We start from the raw sequence: 17,248 nt of genomic DNA, 5'->3' as shown, positions 1-17,248 counted from the left end.
TGCACCAGCGACCGGGCTACAAGAACGGTAACAAGAGATCGCCTGTTCGCAAATTCGATCTCTGATATTCAGACACCGATTTGCAGGCGATTAGCGGGAGTTGTGACCCCAGTCACCGCACCCGCCGGGGAGCGGCGCGGTCAGCTGAGCGTCACCTGACGGTTGGTCAGCCCGCCGCGCGCCCGGCGCTCGTCGTGGGTGAGCGGGGCGTCCGTCGCCAGGGCCGCGGCCAGGCGCTCCGCGAGTTCCGCGGCGGGCTTCTCCACGTCGTCGGCGGAGACTCCGGTGGGCAGATCCCATACGGGAACCATCAGGCCGTGGGCGCGGAAGGACCCGACGAGCTTGGTGCCCTCGCCGAGCGAGGAGGTACCGGCCGCGTGCAGCCGCGCCAGGGCGTCGAGCAGCTTCTCCTCGGGGTGCGGCATGACCCACCGCAGGTGGTTCTTCTCGGGGGTCTCGCACCAGTAGGCAGCGTCGACGCCGGTCAGCTTGACCGTCGGGATGGCGGCGGCGTTGGCGCGTTCCAGCGAGGCGGCGACCTCCGGGGAGGCGTTCTGAGCGCTCTCCGCATCCGGAATCCAGAATTCGAAGCCACTGTGCACAACCGGCTCGAAAACGCCGTCGACGTCGAGGAGATCCTGAAGTCGCGGGCCCTCGGCCGGAACCCGGCGGGCCGGAACAGGAGAGCCCGGCTCCGCGGTCAATGCCCGCTCCAGGGTGTCTGCCATGTCCCTGGCGAGGTCCCCGGTGGTGGAGTCGTTCTGGAGGGCGAGGAGGACGGAACCGTCCTCGCGGCGCAGGGCCGGCCATGCCATCGGCAGAACGGTGACCAGTGTGACGGACGGGACGCCTTCGGGCAGGCCGCCCTTGAGGGTCAGGGGGACGGTGGCCGCGGGCACGAGCTCGCGCAGCGCCACCCAGTCGCACTCGCCCGGCAGGCCCTCGAAGGGGCGCTGCACGTGCTCGGTCACGGCGTGCGCGGCGGCGGCGCCGTGGCAGGCCTTGTAGCGGCGCCCGGATCCGCAGGGGCAGGGCTCGCGTGCACCCACCACCGGGATCTCCCCGTTGTGGAGCTGCGGCTTCGCGGTCTTCGCGGCGGGGCGCTTCTTTGCCATCGTGGGTGTCTCCCGGTTGCGGCGGTACGGCGGGTTCTGGGCGCGAGCCTAGCCGTTGGTACCGCCGGAACCGGTGGGGTGCGGCCGGGAGCACGGTCGGCGTGCGCTCCCGGACGGCCGCCAGCTGCCCTCTCAGGTCTCCAGGTCGTCGAAGGCCGTACTGAAATCGATCGCCGGGGACGCAACGCGCGTAGCGAAATCCTCGTGCCGGGTCCCACAAGCGACGATCACCCATACGGTGACCTCACCGGCCGCACCGTCCCGGACACCCCAGTCCTGGGCCAGGGCGCTGATGATGTTCAGCCCCCGACCGCCCCGTGCGGTGACCGAGGGTGTCGCCGGGACCGGGCGGGTGGGCCCGCCGCCGTCCGTGACTTCGACCGTCAGCCGTCCCGCCTTGTCGACGCCCCATGCGGCGCGTATCTCCCCGTCCCCGATTTCCCGCGCGCCCAGTGGCCGGCCGTGTCGGCAGGCGTTGCTGAGCAGTTCGGAAAGGATCAGTACGGCGTCGTCCACGACCGAATCCGACACCCCGCAGATGCGCAGCTCCTGGCGCATCCGGTGCCTCGCCTCGCCCACGCCCGCAGGGCCATGGCGTACGCCCATGCACGACGACGTGGGCACTTCCTGTGCCATCACCAACGCCACCCCCGGAACCTCCTTAGCCCCACGCCATGATCTGGATGCCCCAATGGCCTGGACCGGAAACCGCCGCGGCCGGGCCCTCTGACGCATTCACAACGGACAGATGCGGAGCGGATGCGCCGGTGCACACCCTGTTACGGAGGGGCCGGGGGAAGCGGATGTGCAAAACGGGACGTCAGCGCCCCAGCTGTGACAGAACCTGGCGGGGTCTGTTCGTGATGATCGCTTCTACGTCCAAATCAGCGCAGAGCTGAACGTCCTCGGGTTCGTTTACGGTCCACACGTGAACGGGGTGTCCCGCGGCTTGAAGCCGGCGGATGTAGCCGGGGTGGTTGCGCACGATCCGCAGCCCCGGTCCCGCGATGCTGACACCGGCCGGCAGCCGCCCGTCCCGCATCCGCGGTGAGATGAACTGCATCAGGTAGACGGTCGGGATCGTCGGGGCGGCCGCCCGGACCCGGTGCAGGGAGCGGGGGGAGAAGCTCATGACCCGGACGGGGTGGGGGCCCTCGGCGGCCGGGGCGTCCAGTCCGAAGCGCTTGAGGAGGAAGAGGAGGCGCTCTTCCACCTGTCCGGCCCAGCGGGTGGGGTGTTTCGTCTCGATCGCCAGCTGCACCGGGCGGCCGGCATCGCAGACCAGCTCCAGCAGCCGTTCCAGGGTCAGCACGGAGGTGCGCTCGGGGTCGGCGTCCCAGTCGGGTGCCTCCTCGCGGTCCTTCCAGGATCCGAAGTCGAGGGCGGCGAGGTCGGCCAGTTCCAGGGCGGAGACGGCGCCCCGGCCGTTGGAGGTGCGGTTGACCCGACGGTCGTGGACGAGCACGAGGTGGCCGTCGGCGGTGAGCCGGACATCGCATTCGAGGCCGTCGGCGCCGTCCTCGATGGCTTTCCGGTAGGCGGCCAGGGTGTGCTCGGGGGCATCCTCCGAGGCGCCGCGGTGGGCGACGACCTGGATGGGGCGCGGCGTTGCGTGGGTCACCGGGTCATGGTGCCACCGCGGAGGCCTCATGCGTCGGGGTGAGTCCTGTCGATGCATGTGAAATGTCGGATATAAAGAATAGTGGAAGATGCACAGGTCCGGCTTACAGTGCTCTGACGGGTCATGGGAAAGGCTCTGTACTGGAACTTGTGCGGCACGTCGAACGTTCAGGCGGACCGGTACCACCAGATGTCCAGCACCAGTAGCCGTGTGTGTGAACGAGGAGAGAGCGCTGTGAGCACCGAGAACGAGGGCACCGCGGCCCCGACGCCCCCCGCGGTCCCGTCCGCACCTCCTGTGCCCGTGGCCCCTTCCACCACCCCCGAGACCGCGTCGGCCACAGAGTCCGGCGTGGCACATGCCGACGCGCCCCCGGTGCACCCTCCGGCGCAGCCGACCGGTACCGCGCCGACCCAGCCGATCCCGGCAGCGGCCCCCGCCGCGCCGCCCGCTGCTGCGGCCTACGGTCAGACGCCCCCGGGGGCGCAGGACGCGTACGGGCAGGCCCAGCAGGGGCAGGCGCCCTACGGGCAGGCACCCGCCCCGGCGGCGCACGGCGCGGAGGGCTGGCCCCCGCCGCCCCCCACCGTCCCGGCGTACGGCGCGGACGGCGGCCACGGCGGTGGCGCCTGGGGAACCCCGCTGACCGCCCACGGTGCCCCGGCCCCCAAGCCCAAGGGCAGGGGCGGCCTGGTCGCCGGCGTGCTCGTCGCGGCCCTCCTCGCCGGTGGCGTCGGCGGTGGCGTCGGCTACTGGGCGGCGGAGCGCGGCAACGACGGAGCCGGCTCGACCACGATCACCGCCAGCACCCCCAAGGACCTCAAGCGCGAACCCGGCTCGGTCGCGGGACTGGCGGCGGGCGCGCTCCCCAGCGTGGTCACCATCGAGGCCTCTGCCGGAGACGGCGAAGGCGGCACCGGCACCGGGTTCGTCTACGACGAAGAGGGCCACATCCTCACCAACAACCACGTCGTCGCCTCCGCCGCCAACGGCGGCAAGCTCACCGCGACCTTCTCCAACGGCAAGAAGTACGACGCCGAGGTGGTCGGCCGGGCGCAGGGCTACGACGTTGCCGTGATCAAGCTCAAGAACGCGCCGGCCGGACTCAAGCCGCTTCCGCTCGGCGACTCCGACAAGGTCGCGGTCGGCGATTCGTCGATCGCGATCGGCGCGCCCTTCGGCCTGTCCAACACCGTCACCACCGGCATCATCAGCGCCAAGAACCGCCCGGTGGCCTCCGGTGACGGCTCGGGGGGCAAGAACTCGTACATGAGCGCGCTCCAGACCGACGCCTCCATCAACCCGGGCAACTCCGGCGGCCCGCTCCTCGACGGTCGCGGCGCGGTCATCGGCATCAACTCGGCGATCCAGTCCGCCGGAAACAGCGGGTTCGGCGGCGGGCAGGCCGGTTCGATCGGCCTCGGCTTCGCCATCCCGATCAACCAGGCGAAGAACGTCGCCCAGTCGCTGATCAAGACGGGCAAGCCGGTCTACCCGATCATCTCGGTCTCGGTGGACCTCCAGGCCAAGGTCGAAGGGGCCAAGATCTCCGAGCAGGGCGCCTCCGCCAACGAGCTGGTCGACCCGAACGGCCCGGCGGGCAAGGCGGGCCTCAAGCCCGGCGACATCATCACCCAGTTCGGCGGCAAGCCGATCGACAGCGGCCCGACGCTGATCAGCGAGATCTGGACGTACAAGCCGGGCGACACGGTGAAGCTCACCTACCTTCGCGACGGCAAGCCGAACACGGTGGACATCACGCTCGGCTCGCGGGTGGGCGACAAGCCCTGACGGGCCCTGACGTGGGGACTCGGCGACCCTGACGCCGGGGCCTCAGCGCCCGTGACGCCGAGGCCTCAGCGCCCGTGACGCCGGGTCGCAGCGCCCCTCACGCGTTCGCAGCACGGGTGGCCGCTCGACACACGCTGGGCGATGGCTTGATGGAGAGGGGCCGTGGGCGGGATTCTGCCTACGGCCCCTCCCAACGTCCGCTTATGCTTCCTTCGTGTTCGATTCTCGGCACATACGGACATTCCACGAAGTAGTCGCCTCCGGGTCCTACTCGGCGGCAGCGCGCGTTCTGGGTTACACCCAGCCCGCGATCACCCAGCAGATGAAGGCGCTGGAACGCGCCGTGGGTACCCCGCTCTTCACCCGGGTCGGCCGGACGATGCAGCTCACCGAGGCCGGTAAGTCCCTGGCCCGGCACGCCGAATACATCCTCGGCAGTCTCTCGGCGGCCGAAGCGCAGCTCAAGGCGTATGCGCGGCTGCGCACCGGACGCGTACGGGTCTGTGGCTTCCCCAGCGCCAATGTCACCCTCGTCCCCGAGGCGCTCAGCGGATTGGCGAAGGAGCATCCGGGCGTCCAGGTCGAGCTGTTGGAGGATGAACCGCCGGAGTCCTTGCGCCGGCTCCAGCGCGGGGAGTGCGACATCACCCTGGCCTTCACCTATCCCGGGCTGCACGAGGAGATTCCGGAGGAGGTCGCCGAGGTCAAGCTACTGGAGGACCAGCTGACGGTGCTCCTGCCGACCGGGCACCCACTGGCCCGGCGCCGGGCCGTCCAGCTGGCCGATCTCTCCGAGGAACGGTGGATCGCGGGGTGCCCCCGCTGCCGGGCCAACCTGCTGCACGAGTGCGCGGAGCTCGGCTTCGTCCCGGACATCCGGTTCGCGACCGACGACAACCTCGTGGTGCAGAGCCTCGTCGCGCAGGGCCTGGGCGTGGCGATGATGCCCGCCCTGGTGCTTCCCTCGCTCTCGCTGACCCGGGTCTGCGGCCGTCCGCTCCAGCCGGCCGCGCGCCGCCACATCGCCGCGTACGTATACCGGGACCACCTGCGGATCCCCGCCACTTCGGTGGTCCTGGACGAGCTGAAACGGGTGGCGGAGAACCGCATCGGCTGCTGACTGCGACGCCCGGCGGCGGCCGGCGGCGGCCGGCCAACCCATAAGCGCAGCTTGGGATTTCGGGTCGGAACTGTCGTTGGACGTGATGGGTGGGCTGCCGGACGCTCCCTGTATGACCACCACCACACCGGCCCGTACGACCACGGGCATGGCCGCCCTCGTCAGTGAGATCCGCGCAGTCGTGGAGCGTGGGCTCGTCCCCGAGCTGACCGCCCACCTCGTCGGTGAGCGGCTCGCCCCGTACCTGCGCGAGGCCGGTCTGCTCACCCATGAGCAGCGTGAGGGGCACGCGGACCGGTACCGGCAGCACGTGCTGCACTCCGAGCCGGACGGCAGCTTCTCGGTGGTGGCGCTGGTGTGGTTACCGGGTCAGGAGACCGCTATCCACGATCACGTGGCGTGGTGTGTGGCGGGCGTCTACGAAGGAGCCGAGAGCGAGCTCCGCTATCGGCTGGCCCCGGCCACCGCGACGGCGGGCGCGCGGCTGGTACCCACCGAGGAGGTGGTCAACGGACCCGGTGACGTCTGCGGTTTCGCCCCGCCCGGCGACATCCACAAGGTCCGCAACTCTTGTCGCGCGACGGCCATATCCATCCACGTCTACGGAGCCGACGTCGCCCGCCTGGGCAGCAGCGTCCGCCGTGTCTACACGATCCCGGCCGGCTGATGGCCCTGCTGAACCGGCCCATCCACCGCCCGATGTGGGACCGGCTACGCCATGTTTCACGTGAAACATCTCCCTCTGCCCCCTCCTCTTGGCCCGGACTGGCACTCGCCGGCTCCGGCGCCTTCCTCGGTTGGTGCGTGCACACGGTGGTGCCGGCCGTGCCGATGCTGACCGCGTCGGTGGTGCTGGGGATCTCCGTTGCGCACCTCCCGGTGACCCGGGCCGTCGTACGTGGTCCCGGGCGCCAGGGACTGTCCCTGGCGGGACGGAGGCTGATGCGGATCGGCATCGTCCTGCTCGGGCTGGGCCTGGGCTTGGACCAGGTGCTCCGCCTGGGCTGGTCGACGGTGGCGATGGTGAGCGGGGTGGTCGCGGCCACCTTCTTCGGCACCCTCTGGCTGGGCCGGCGCCTGGGGCTGCCGGGCGACCAGCCGTTGCTGATCGCCACCGGGTACTCGATCTGCGGGGCCTCGGCGATCGGCGCGGTGAGCGAGGTGTCCGGCAGCGACGAGGAAGACGTGGCCTCCTCCGTTGCGCTGGTCACCCTGTGTGGAACATTGGCCATCGCTGTACTCCCGCTGCTCCAAGGGCCATTAAGCCTCTCCGACCTGGAATTCGGGCGATGGGTGGGTGCGAGCGTCCACGATGTCGGCCAGGTGGTGGCGACCGCGCAGACCGCCGGGCCCGGCGCGCTCGGCGAGGCGGTACTGGTCAAGCTCATGCGCGTCGCGCTGCTGGCCCCGCTCGTAGCGGCAGTGGCGTTCTCCGTACGTGCCGGGCGGCGGGGAGTGCGCACGCCCTCGGGACGACGGCCCGCCCCCGTGCCCCTCTTCGTGGCCGGCTTCCTGCTGGCGGCCGCCGTGCGGGCCACCGGCGTACTGCCCGATGTGGCGCTCGACTGGGCGCACACCGCCCAGGAGGCGCTGTTGGCCGCAGCCCTGTTCGGCCTGGGCACCGCGGTCCACCTGCCCACCCTGGCCCGGACCGGGGGCCGGGCGGCGGTGCTGGGCCTCGGTGCCTGGGTGGTGGTCGCCGGCGTCTCCTACGGGGGCGTGCTGCTCACCGTATGACGGTGCCGCAGAGGGGAGTTGGCCATTTCCTGGCCGGAACCGACCGAACGGTCACTGTGGCCTGACATCTCATCCCGGCCGTGCCACCCTGCACCCGATCCGCACCGACCACTCTTCACCCCCACCCTGCCCGGTTCTTGCCGGACCGGGCACGGCAGAAGGAGTCCTGCGTGAATCGACACCGCCCGGCCGCATCCGTTCTCCTCGCGGCGGCCGCCCTGCTCGCCGGCGCCCTGACGGCCGCCACACCCTCGGCCGCCGTGGAGGCGCCTTCGTCCCCGTCCTCCTTCCGGCAGCAGCAGACGCCGGACTTCTGGACCGCCGAGCGCATGCGGGCGGCCACCCCGCTCGACGTCACGGCGGCGCCGGGAACCGGGACCCGAAGCCCGGCCTCGCACGTGAGTCGCCCCACCTCTGTCCCGCCGACGCCCGCGGCCTCCCCCGCCTCGTTCCCGCAGGCGGGCGGCGCCTGGACGGGCGGCGGCGCGATAGTGAAGACCTCGGGCCGGGTGTTCTTCACCTTCAACGGCCGGACCGCTTCCTGCTCCGGCGACTCCATCACCAGCGCCAACGGCAGCACGGTCATCACGGCCGGGCACTGCGTGAAGTACCAGGGCGCCTGGCACACCAACTGGATCTTCGTTCCGGCGTACGAGAACGGCAACGCGCCGTACGGTCAGTGGTCGGCGACCAAGACTTTCGCGACCACGCAGTGGGCGGCGAGCGAGGACATGAACATGGACGTCGGGCTCGCCGTCGTGGCGCCCCTGAACGGCCGCAATCTCAGCCAGGTCGTCGGCGCCCAGGGCATCCAGTTCAACGGTGGTTACAACAAGAAGATGTACTCCTTCGGCTTCCCGGCGGCCGCGCCGTACGACGGCACCAAGCTGATCTACTGCAGCGCCAACAGCGGCAAGGACTTCCTGCTGACCAAGGACCACAGCGTGGCCTGCAACATGACGGGCGGCTCCAGCGGCGGCCCCTGGCTCCAGGACTTCAACGAGGCCACCGGCCTCGGCACCCAGGTCTCGGTCAACAGCTTCGGCTACAACTTCCTGCCGAACACGATGTTCGGGCCGTACTTCGGCAACGAAGCCAAGGCGGCCTACGACCAGGCCCAGTCCGCCTGAGCCGGCCCCCAGCCACCCCCACCGCCCGGTACTCTGTACCGGCCAGGTGGGTTGCCCGAGCGGCCTAAGGGAACGGTCTTGAAAACCGTCGTGGCGCGAGTCACCGTGGGTTCAAATCCCACACCCACCGCCACAGGTCGGCCAATGCGCTGATCGGAAGGGGCACCCCGGTCCGGGGTGCCCCTTCGTCGTGGGCGGGGTGGGGTCGGGGCGTCGCAGGTGACGCCGATCCTGAGGGCTATTGGTCCCTTTGAGTGGTGTTTGTCGGAAGATCGGCGTGCGTGGTGGGGTTCGTGCGGTTGCGGAACCATCATGACGAATGTATTCAGATCCGCCCTTCGGAACATCGCGAAATGAGGGACCCGTCATGGCTCTCCGCAGCACCGTCACGTCGTTCTGGACCGCCGTCCTCACCGCGGTAGCCGCACTCCTCGCCGCTCTCGGCTTCGACGTGAAGGCCCCCGCCGCCGTCCCCGCCGCCCTGGCCACCCCCGCGGTTCCGTCGGCGGTCCGGCGCCGGCCGGCGATGATGGCGCGGCGGACGTGGCGGGCGATGATGCGCGGAGGGTCCCTCCCGCCCACGATCAAGCAGCGGATCCGCGCCGAGGCGCACGGCAAGACCCCTTCCGTCCGCCGTTCGACCACGGCCCTCGCGGCGGGTGGGCTCGGTGGAGTCGCCGGGCAGCCGACCGCGCTCCCCGCCGTCAGCGGTCCCGCCCGGCAGATCTCCGCCGTCGCCGCCGGTGGGTGCGGCCCGGTCGCCGTCCGGCAACTGGGGCTCGCCGCGTAGGACGGGCGTGCGGGTCGAAGCGGAGCAGCGGGTGCTGGAGCCCGGCCGGTCGCGGCCGCGGATCGCGCCCAAGGCACCCCGGCAGCGGGGCGCGGTGGATTAAGCCCCGGCGGCGCCGGGGCGCACGGGGTCCGCGAAGTGTGGCATCGCAGGGTCGCAGAGCCGGGAGATAGCGGGATTCCCGGATGGCGCGGCCCCTTTTGCATGTCCGGACCGAGCTGATTGACGAAACGATTCTTCTCGCCTGGGGCGGGAGCGGCGCCCGGCGCAAGGGTGCCGCCCTGGGGCCGTGGGGGCGTGAATCAGGTCTACCCGATGTTGCGACGACGGATCGAATGTGAGCGTCGCCAGCGTCATCGGCAGCGGTGCGGGTGGCAACACCACGGCAACTCCTCCACCTCGCAGCAGGTCGCCACGGGTGCCGGCGCGTCCAAGCAGAACAACACCGCGAAGGTCGACAGCTCGGCCTGGACCGCGATCCGGCAGCACAACGCCAACGTGGCGGTGAACTTCCTGCCGTGGCGGTTACCCCACCTGATCGGGTCTGATCGCCGAGGGCGTCCGTGCCACCGGACCGGCTGGGGTCCGGTAGCGCGGGTGCTCCCGTTCGTTGGCGCCGTTCACCGGGCCGCTCGTCGGCCACCTTGACACCGACCTGAAATCTGACGGACAGTCAGGTCTACTCGTCGATGTGAAGCCGGGAGGCCCGCGCGTGCACCTCGCCCCGACCGGAAGCCATTTGAGGCTCCGCTGCGAACTGCGGGAGTACTTCCGCCAGCTCCTTCCTGACGGACCGCCCGAAGACCCCGCCGCCCAGCGGGCAGTGCTGCGGCGCATCGGTGAAGACGGGCTGCTCGGTCTCGGCTGGCCCGTCGAATACGGCGGCCAAGGGCGCGGCGCCGACGAGCAGTTCGTCTTCTTCGACGAGGCCTACCGGGCCGGCGCCCCCGTCTCCATGGTGACCCTCAACACCGTCGGGCCGACCCTGATGAGGTACGGGACGCAGGCGCAGAAGGACAGGTTCCTCCCGGGCATCCTCAAGGGCGAGCTGGTCTTCGCCATCGGCTACTCGGAGCCGGAGGCCGGCACCGACCTCGCCTCGCTGCGCACCAGGGCCGTGCGCCAGGGCGGTCCCGAAGGGGACTGGCTGATCGACGGGCAGAAGATCTTCACCTCCAACGCCCAGAACGCCGACTGGATCTGGCTCGCCTGCCGCACCGATCCGCAGGCCCCCAAACACAAGGGGATCTCGATCATCCTCGTCCCCACCGACGCCCCGGGCTTCGGCTGGACCCCGATCGAGACGGTCGGCGGACTCACCACCACGGCCACCTACTACGACTCCGTCCGCGTGCCCGCCGACCACCTCGTCGGACCCGAACACGGCGGCTGGGGGCTGATCACCAACCAGCTCAACCACGAGCGCGTGGCCCTTGCAGCCATCGGCATGCAGGCCGAGGACTTCTACGAGCGCGCCCTGGCCCACGCCCGGACCCCGGACCCCGTCACCGGCGAGCGCCCGGCGGACGAGGCCTGGGTACGGTCGCGCCTGGCCGAGGCCCATGCGCGGCTGGCCGCCCTACGCCTCCTCAACTGGCGCCTCGTCCAGGACGTCGCCGACGGCACCCTCGCCCCGGGAGACGCGAGCGGCGTCAAGTTCCTGGGTACCGAGTCCACCGTCGAGGTGTACCGGATGTGCCAGGAGGCGGTGGGCGAGGAAGCCCTCGTACGCGGGCCCGCGGGCTTCGCAGGGGGTGAACTGGAGCGGATGAACCGGGCCGCCCAGATCAACACCTTCGGTGGCGGGGTCAGCGAGGTCCAGCGGGAGATCGTCGCCATGATGCGGCTCGGCATGAAGGGGAGGAAGCGATGAGCGCGGACCCGGCCGGGGACGCCGATGAGGCGGCCCGCTTCCACGCGCTGCTGAAAGACTTCGAAGGGCGCCCCGCCGCCTCCGGAGGTCGCGCCAAGGACCTCGTGAACGAACCGATGATCCGGCACTGGTGCGAGGCGATGGGCGACACCAACCCCGCCTACACCGGTCCCGACGCCATCGCCCCGCCCACCATGCTGCAAGCCTGGACGATGGGCGGCCTCTCCGGCCACGGCGACCGCTCCTACGCCTATGACGAACTGTTAGCGCTCCTGGACGGCGCGGGATGCACCTCGGTGGTCGCCACCGACTGCGAGCAGGAGTACCTCCGCCCGTTGCGCCCCGGCGACGCCGTCACCTTCGACGCCGTGATCGAGTCGGTCTCACCGCGCAAGACGACCAAGCTGGGTACCGGCCACTTCGTGACGACCCGGATGGACGTACACGCCAACGGGGAGCCCGCCGGTACCCACCGCTTCCGGATCCTCAAGTTCGCGCCCGCCCAGCGGGCCGCGCAGAAACGACCACCCGCGACGCGCCGCCCGAGGCCCGTGATCAACCGCGACAACCAGGGCTTCTGGGACGGGGTGCGCGAACACAAGCTCCTGATCCAGCGCTGCACCGCCTGCGCCACCCTCCGCTTCCCCTGGCTCCCCGGATGTCACGCCTGCGCCGGTCCCGACTGGGACACCGTCGAGGCGAGCGGAGCCGGCACGGTGTTCAGCTACGTCGTCATGCACCACCCGCCCTTTCCGGCGTTCGACCCTCCTTACGCGGTCGCACTCGTGGAACTCGCCGAAGGAGTCCGGATCATCAGCAACATCACCGGTGTCCCCTACGACAAGGTGCGCATCGGCCTGCCCGTCCGGCTGGAGTTCCTGCGCGTGGACGAGGACCTGGAACTGCCCGTCTTCCGAGGGAGCGAAGGCTGATGGACTTCCGGCCCACCGAGGAGCAGACCGCCGCGGCCGGCCTCGCCGCCCGCATCTTCCGCGACCTCGCCACCCACGAGCGCCTCGCGGCCGCCGGTAGCGGCAGCGACGCCGAACTGTGGAAAGCCCTGACGAGCGCCGGGCTGACCACCGCCGTCGAGGACGTCGGCCTGCTCGGCCTGGTGCTCCTGCTGGAAGAACAGGGCCGTACGACCGCCCAGGTGCCGTACGCCGCGACCTGCGCCTACGGGATCCTCCCCCTGATCCGGCACGGCAGTGCGGACCAGCGCGCCCGGCTGCTGCCGGCCCTCGGGGCGGGCGAGGCGGTGGCCACGGGTGCCTTCCCCGTCCGGGGCAGGATCACCGCCGCACCGGACGGGCGGCTCACGGGAACCGCCCCCGTCGTGCCCTGGCTGCGCGGCGCGACGCATGTCCTGGTGCCGGACGCGGACCGATCCCTGTGGCTCGTACGGACCGACCTGCCCCGTGTCGAGACCTCGGCGGTGGAGACCACCGCGCCGTGGGCGGCAGGCCGGCTGACGCTGACCGGCGCGCGGGGCGAACGGCTCGGGCGGGGCCCGCAGGCATACGAGGACGTCCTCGCCGTTGCCCGTACCGCTTTCGCCGGCCTCCAGGCGGGCGTTTGCGCGGGCTCGCTGGCCCGCGCCGTCGAGTACACCTCCGCCCGCGAACAGTTCGGCCGGCCCCTCTCCACGAACCAGGCCGTCATGCTCCGCGCCGCCGACGCCCACATGGACACGGAGGCGATCCGGGTCACCTCGTACGAGGCGGCCTGGCGCATCGACGAGGGCCTTCCCGCGGGCGAGCACGCGCTGACGGCGGCCTGGTGGGCCTCGGAGGCGGGCAAGCGGGTCGTGCACGCCGGCCAGCACCTGCACGGCGGCTTGGGCGCCGACCTGGACCACCCCGTCCACCGCCACTTCCTCTGGGGGCGCCAGCTGGACGCCTACCTCGGCTGCGGCAGCGAGCTGCTGGCGGAGCTGGGCACGCTCCTGGCCGAGAGCCCAGCGCAGGCGCGGGCAGGCGTGACATCGACCAACGGGAGGCATCGTGAGGGTCGGTGACGCACTGCCGCAGCTGGAGATCCCGGTCACCCGCACGCTCATCGTCGCGGGCGCCATCGCCTCCCGGGACTACCAGGACGTGCACCACGACGCCGAGCTCGCACGCGAGAAGGGCTCCCCGGACATCTTCATGAACATCCTGACCACGAATGGCCTGGTCGGCCGGTACATCACCGACCACCTCGGCCCCACCGCCACCCTGCGCAAGGTGGCCATCCGCCTCGGCGCTCCCAACTACCCCGGCGACACCATGGTCCTCACCGGGACCGTCACCGCCCTCGACGGGGACACCGCCGAGATCGGGGTGGTCGGCGCCAACGGCATCGGGTACCACGTCACCGGCACCGTCACGGTGTCCCTGGATGCGCGGGAGGCGGGAGAGTGAGCGTCCGTACCCGGGACGAACTGGGCGGCCGGGCCGCCATCGTCGGCATCGGCGCGACCGAGTTCTCCAAGGATTCCGGCCGCAGCGAGCTCAAGCTCGCCGTCGAAGCCGTCCATGCAGCCCTCGACGACGCCGGGCTGACCCCCGCCGACGTCGACGGCATGGTCACCTTCACGATGGACACCAGCCCCGAGATCACCGTCGCCCAGGCGGCCGGAATCGGGGAGCTCTCCTTCTTCTCCCGGATCCACTACGGCGGCGGCGCGGCCTGTGCCACCGTCCAGCAGGCCGCCCTGGCCATCGCCACAGGGGTCGCCGAGGTGGTGGTCTGCTACCGCGCCTTCAACGAGCGCTCCGGGCGCCGCTTCGGGTCCGGGGTCCAGCAACGCGAACCTTCCGCGGAAGGCGCGGCCCTCGGCTGGTCACTGCCATGGGGCCTGCTCACCCCGGCGTCCTGGGTCGCCATGGCAGCCCAGCGCTATCTGCACGCCTACCACCTGACTCCCGAGGCCTTCGGGCACGTCGCGGTCACCGGCCGCAAGCACGCGGCGAACAACCCCGCCGCCTACTTCCACGGCAAACCGATCACCCTCGCCGACCACGCCGCATCGCGCTGGATCGTGGAGCCTTTGCGTCTTCTGGACTGCTGCCAGGAGACCGACGGCGGTCAGGCCCTGATCGTCACCAGCACCGAGCGGGCCCGCACCCTGCGGCAGGCGCCCGCCGTGATCACCGCGGCGGCCCAGGGAGCCGGCCGCCGCCAGGAGGCCATGACCTCCTTCTACCGGGACGACCTGACGGGGCTGCCCGAAATGGACGTCGTCGCACGTCAGCTGTGGCGGACCAGCGGACTGCGGCCCTCGGACATCGACGTCGGCATCCTCTACGACCACTTCACCCCGTTCGTCCTCATGCAGCTGGAGGAGTTCGGCTTCTGCGGACCCGGGGAGGCCGCTGACTTCGTGGCCGCCGACGCGCTCCCTCTCAACACCCACGGCGGCCAGCTCGGGGAGGCGTACCTGCACGGCATGAACGGTATTGCCGAGGCTGTCCGGCAACTGCGCGGTACCTCCGTCAACCAAGTCGCGGGCGCCGTCCACAGCCTGGTCACGGCCGGTACGGGCGTACCCACATCCGGCCTGATGCTCAGCGCCGACGCCTGACCCGGGAGCCGGGTGCGGACACCGTCCCTCCACCTACAGGTGGTGCGGCCGGGCCCGGCCCTACAACCTGAGACGGATCCCGCTTCGGCACCTGCGGCCGATCCCAGGGCCGCCCCGCGCTCCTAGCGTTGAGGCATGACCACGCCTGTCTGCACGCTCGCCTCGAACCCGACGTCGTACCCGTCGTTCTCGGCGTACGTCAGGACCCGCGGCACGACCCTGATGCGCACCGCGCGCTCGCTCACCGCCAACCCCTGCGACGCCGAGGACCTGCTGCAGACGGCCCTCGCCAAGACCTACGCCGCCTGGGACCGCATCGAGGACCACCGGGCGCTGGACGGATACGTCAGGCGGGCCCTGGTCAACACCCGCACCTCCCAGTGGCGCAAGCGCAAGGTCGAGGAATTCTGCTGCGAGGAGATCCCGGAGGCCGAGCAGGAGCCGTCCATGGACGCCGCGGAGGCGCAGGCCCTGCGCGACGCGATGTGGCGTGCCGTGACCCGGCTGCCGGACCGGCAGCGGGCGATGGTGGTGTTGCGCTACTACGAAGACCTCAGCGAGGCGCAGACCGCCGAGCTGCTCGGAGTCTCCGTCGGCACGGTCAAGAGCGCCGTCTCCCGCGCCCTCGGAAAGCTCCGCGAGGACCCGGAACTCGCCCCGGTCCGCTGATCCGCCACCCGGACCAGTCCCGGCGTTTCACGTGAAACATCGCGGTACCGGATGTTTCACGTGAAACGTGAGGGATCACGTACGCGGTTTCTACCTCCGGGTAGTGACATACCGCGTGGTACGTGCGCAGAATCCTTGCAATGTCGCGACGGAGCGATAGCGCCCACCGGGAGGACGCCAGTGCTCAGCACCATGCAGGATGTACAGCTCAACATCAGCCGGATTCTGGAGCATGGCCGGAAGGTCCACGGTCGCTCGACCGTGACGACATGGACCGGTGAGGCAGAGCCCCACCGCCGGACGTTCGCCGAGATCGGCGACCGCGCCGCACAGCTCGCCAACGCCCTGCGCGATGAACTGGGTGTCGAGCCCGGAAGTGTTCTGGCCACGCTGATGTGGAACAACGCCGAGCACGTGGAGGCGTACTTCGCGATCCCCTCCATGGGCGCCGTCCTGCACACGCTCAACCTGCGGCTCCCCCCCGAGCAGCTGGTCTTCATCGTCAACCACGCCGCGGACCGGGTCGTGCTCGTCAATGGCACCCTCCTGCCGCTCCTCGCGCCGCTGCTGCCGCAGCTGCCCACCGTCGAGCACGTGGTCGTCTCCGGTGCCGGTGACCGTTCCGTGCTCGACGGCCTCGACGTGCGCGTGCACGACTACGAGGCACTCCTGGCCGGACGCTCCGACCACTACGACTGGCCCGAGCTGGACGAGCGCCAGGCCGCGGCCATGTGCTACACCTCGGGCACCACGGGGGACCCCAAGGGCGTCATCTACTCCCACCGGTCCATCTACCTGCACTCCATGCAGGTCAACATGGCCGAGTCGATGGGTCTGACGGACCGGGACACCTCCCTCGTCGTGGTCCCCCAGTTCCACGTGAACGCCTGGGGCCTGCCCCACGCCACCTTCATGACCGGCATCAACCTGCTGATGCCGGACCGCTTCCTGCAGCCCGCCCCGCTCGCGGAGATGATCGAGCGGGAGAAGCCGACGCACGCCGCGGCCGTCCCCACCATCTGGCAGGGGCTGCTCGCCGAGGTCACCGCGCGCCCCCGCGACCTGACCTCGATGAAGCAGGTCACCATCGGAGGCGCCGCCTGCCCGCCGTCCCTGATGGAGGCGTACGAGAAGCTGGGCGTGCGCCTGTGTCACGCCTGGGGCATGACCGAGACCTCCCCGCTCGGCACGATGGCGCACCCGCCGGCCGGCCTGAGCGCCGAGGAGGAGTGGCCGTACCGGATCACCCAGGGCCGCTTCCCCGCGGGTGTCGAGGCACGCCTGATCGGCCCCGGCGGTGACCGTCTGCCGTGGGACGGCGAGTCGGCGGGCGAGCTGGAGGTACGCGGCACGTGGATCGCGGGCGCCTACTACGGCGGCGCATCCGGCGAACCCCTGCGCCCCGCGGACAAATTCAGCGCGGACGGCTGGCTCAAGACCGGCGACGTGGGCGTGATCAGCGCCGACGGCTATCTGACGCTGACCGACAGGGCCAAGGACGTCATCAAGTCGGGCGGCGAGTGGATCTCCAGCGTGGAGCTGGAGAACGCGTTGATGGCGCACCCGGAGGTGGCCGAGGCGGCGGTGGTCGCCGTACCCGACGACAAATGGGGCGAGCGTCCGCTGGCGACCGTCGTGCTCAAGGACGGTGCGACCGTGGACTACACGGGTCTGCGCACCTTCCTCGGACAGTCGATCGCCAAGTGGCAGCTGCCCGAGCGCTGGACGTTCATCGAGGCCGTGCCGAAGACGAGCGTCGGCAAGTTCGACAAGAAGGTGATCCGCAGGCAGTACGCGGACGGCGTGCTGGACGTGACGAGGCTGGCCTGACCGGCGG

General features: G+C 70.9%; 16 protein-coding genes and 1 tRNA gene. 14 read left to right on the top strand and 3 right to left on the bottom strand.

Features of this window, described 5'->3' with window-relative positions; all coding sequences use genetic code 11:
* Nucleotides 1–140: 140 nt before the first annotated feature.
* From IE207_RS19425 to IE207_RS19415, 3 genes are all read right to left on the bottom strand, one after another.
* The gene (locus tag IE207_RS19425; RefSeq protein WP_190185513.1) at nt 141–1,115 is read right to left on the bottom strand and encodes a DUF5926 family protein; all 975 of its coding nucleotides are present in this window, start codon (nt 1,113–1,115) and stop codon (nt 141–143) included.
* A gap of 132 nt (nt 1,116–1,247) precedes the next feature.
* Nucleotides 1,248–1,850 (bottom strand): ATP-binding protein, encoded by a 603-nt coding sequence (locus IE207_RS19420; protein ID WP_190185512.1) that lies wholly within the window; start codon nt 1,848–1,850, stop codon nt 1,248–1,250.
* A gap of 85 nt (nt 1,851–1,935) precedes the next feature.
* Nucleotides 1,936–2,766: a glycerophosphodiester phosphodiesterase gene (locus tag IE207_RS19415; RefSeq protein ID WP_190185511.1), complete on the bottom strand. Its 831-nt coding sequence runs from the start codon at nt 2,764–2,766 to the stop codon at nt 1,936–1,938.
* A 204-nt stretch (nt 2,767–2,970) separates the two neighbouring features.
* On the opposite strand from IE207_RS19415, the gene IE207_RS19410 reads away from it, so the two are divergent.
* The 14 genes from IE207_RS19410 to IE207_RS19345 all read left to right on the top strand — a co-directional run bounded on the left by IE207_RS19410 (nt 2,971) and on the right by IE207_RS19345 (nt 17,241).
* A complete protein-coding gene (locus IE207_RS19410; protein WP_190185510.1) occupies nt 2,971–4,527 on the top strand; it encodes a S1C family serine protease in 1,557 nt (518 codons plus the stop codon).
* A 214-nt stretch (nt 4,528–4,741) separates the two neighbouring features.
* Complete coding sequence (locus IE207_RS19405) at nt 4,742–5,647, top strand: LysR family transcriptional regulator (protein ID WP_190185509.1); 906 nt, start codon at nt 4,742–4,744, stop codon at nt 5,645–5,647.
* A gap of 112 nt (nt 5,648–5,759) precedes the next feature.
* Nucleotides 5,760–6,314, top strand: a complete 555-nt coding sequence (locus tag IE207_RS19400; RefSeq protein WP_190185508.1) for a cysteine dioxygenase family protein — start codon at nt 5,760–5,762, stop codon at nt 6,312–6,314.
* 32 nt (nt 6,315–6,346) lie between these two features.
* A complete protein-coding gene (locus IE207_RS19395; RefSeq protein WP_190185683.1) occupies nt 6,347–7,384 on the top strand; it encodes a YeiH family protein in 1,038 nt (345 codons plus the stop codon).
* 170 nt (nt 7,385–7,554) lie between these two features.
* A complete protein-coding gene (locus IE207_RS19390; RefSeq protein ID WP_190185507.1) occupies nt 7,555–8,514 on the top strand; it encodes a trypsin-like serine peptidase in 960 nt (319 codons plus the stop codon).
* 45 nt (nt 8,515–8,559) lie between these two features.
* A tRNA-Ser gene (locus IE207_RS19385) sits at nt 8,560–8,647 on the top strand.
* Between the two features lie 234 nt (nt 8,648–8,881).
* Nucleotides 8,882–9,304 carry a DUF6344 domain-containing protein gene (locus tag IE207_RS19380; RefSeq protein ID WP_229873827.1) on the top strand — a complete coding sequence of 141 codons (423 nt, stop codon included), beginning with the start codon at nt 8,882–8,884 and terminating at the stop codon, nt 9,302–9,304.
* A gap of 712 nt (nt 9,305–10,016) precedes the next feature.
* Nucleotides 10,017–11,177, top strand: coding sequence for an acyl-CoA dehydrogenase family protein (locus IE207_RS19375; RefSeq protein WP_190185506.1), 1,161 nt, complete (start codon nt 10,017–10,019; stop codon nt 11,175–11,177).
* Complete coding sequence (locus IE207_RS19370; protein ID WP_190185505.1) at nt 11,174–12,109, top strand: bifunctional MaoC family dehydratase N-terminal/OB-fold nucleic acid binding domain-containing protein; 936 nt, start codon at nt 11,174–11,176, stop codon at nt 12,107–12,109. Before IE207_RS19375 ends, IE207_RS19370 begins: the two co-directional genes overlap by 4 nt.
* Nucleotides 12,109–13,194 carry an acyl-CoA dehydrogenase family protein gene (locus IE207_RS19365; RefSeq protein WP_190185504.1) on the top strand — a complete coding sequence of 362 codons (1,086 nt, stop codon included), beginning with the start codon at nt 12,109–12,111 and terminating at the stop codon, nt 13,192–13,194. The genes IE207_RS19370 and IE207_RS19365 overlap by 1 nt, the downstream gene beginning before the upstream one ends.
* The gene (locus IE207_RS19360; RefSeq protein ID WP_190185503.1) at nt 13,181–13,579 is read left to right on the top strand and encodes a MaoC family dehydratase; all 399 of its coding nucleotides are present in this window, start codon (nt 13,181–13,183) and stop codon (nt 13,577–13,579) included. The genes IE207_RS19365 and IE207_RS19360 overlap by 14 nt, the downstream gene beginning before the upstream one ends.
* The gene (locus IE207_RS19355) at nt 13,576–14,742 is read left to right on the top strand and encodes a lipid-transfer protein (RefSeq protein WP_190185502.1); all 1,167 of its coding nucleotides are present in this window, start codon (nt 13,576–13,578) and stop codon (nt 14,740–14,742) included. The genes IE207_RS19360 and IE207_RS19355 overlap by 4 nt, the downstream gene beginning before the upstream one ends.
* A 135-nt stretch (nt 14,743–14,877) precedes the next feature.
* Entirely contained in the window at nt 14,878–15,411 is a 534-nt protein-coding gene (locus IE207_RS19350) for a SigE family RNA polymerase sigma factor (RefSeq protein ID WP_190185501.1), read from the top strand.
* 180 nt (nt 15,412–15,591) lie between these two features.
* Entirely contained in the window at nt 15,592–17,241 is a 1,650-nt protein-coding gene (locus IE207_RS19345; RefSeq protein WP_190185500.1) for a long-chain fatty acid--CoA ligase, read from the top strand.
* Nucleotides 17,242–17,248 lie beyond the last annotated feature (7 nt).

It is taken from the genome of Streptomyces cirratus (assembly GCF_014650775.1).
In the GTDB taxonomy this organism is placed as follows: Bacteria; Actinomycetota; Actinomycetes; order Streptomycetales; family Streptomycetaceae; genus Streptomyces; species Streptomyces cirratus.
Note: the sequence above shows the minus strand (reverse complement) of the source record. Positions and strands in the feature narration are given on the sequence as shown.

Excerpts from the sequence above, each read along its gene's own strand:
- IE207_RS19425 (WP_190185513.1), bottom strand. The coding sequence starts at position 1,115 with ATGGCAAAGAAGCGCCCCGCCGCGAAGACCGCGAAGCCGCAGCTCCAC.
- IE207_RS19420 (WP_190185512.1), bottom strand. The coding sequence starts at position 1,850 with ATGCGTCAGAGGGCCCGGCCGCGGCGGTTTCCGGTCCAGGCCATTGGG.
- IE207_RS19415 (WP_190185511.1), bottom strand. The coding sequence starts at position 2,766 with ATGAGGCCTCCGCGGTGGCACCATGACCCGGTGACCCACGCAACGCCG.
- IE207_RS19400 (WP_190185508.1), top strand. The coding sequence starts at position 5,760 with ATGACCACCACCACACCGGCCCGTACGACCACGGGCATGGCCGCCCTC.
- IE207_RS19395 (WP_190185683.1), top strand. The coding sequence starts at position 6,347 with ATGTGGGACCGGCTACGCCATGTTTCACGTGAAACATCTCCCTCTGCC.
- IE207_RS19380 (WP_229873827.1), top strand. The coding sequence starts at position 8,882 with ATGGCTCTCCGCAGCACCGTCACGTCGTTCTGGACCGCCGTCCTCACC.
- IE207_RS19370 (WP_190185505.1), top strand. The coding sequence starts at position 11,174 with ATGAGCGCGGACCCGGCCGGGGACGCCGATGAGGCGGCCCGCTTCCAC.
- IE207_RS19365 (WP_190185504.1), top strand. The coding sequence starts at position 12,109 with ATGGACTTCCGGCCCACCGAGGAGCAGACCGCCGCGGCCGGCCTCGCC.
- IE207_RS19350 (WP_190185501.1), top strand. The coding sequence starts at position 14,878 with ATGACCACGCCTGTCTGCACGCTCGCCTCGAACCCGACGTCGTACCCG.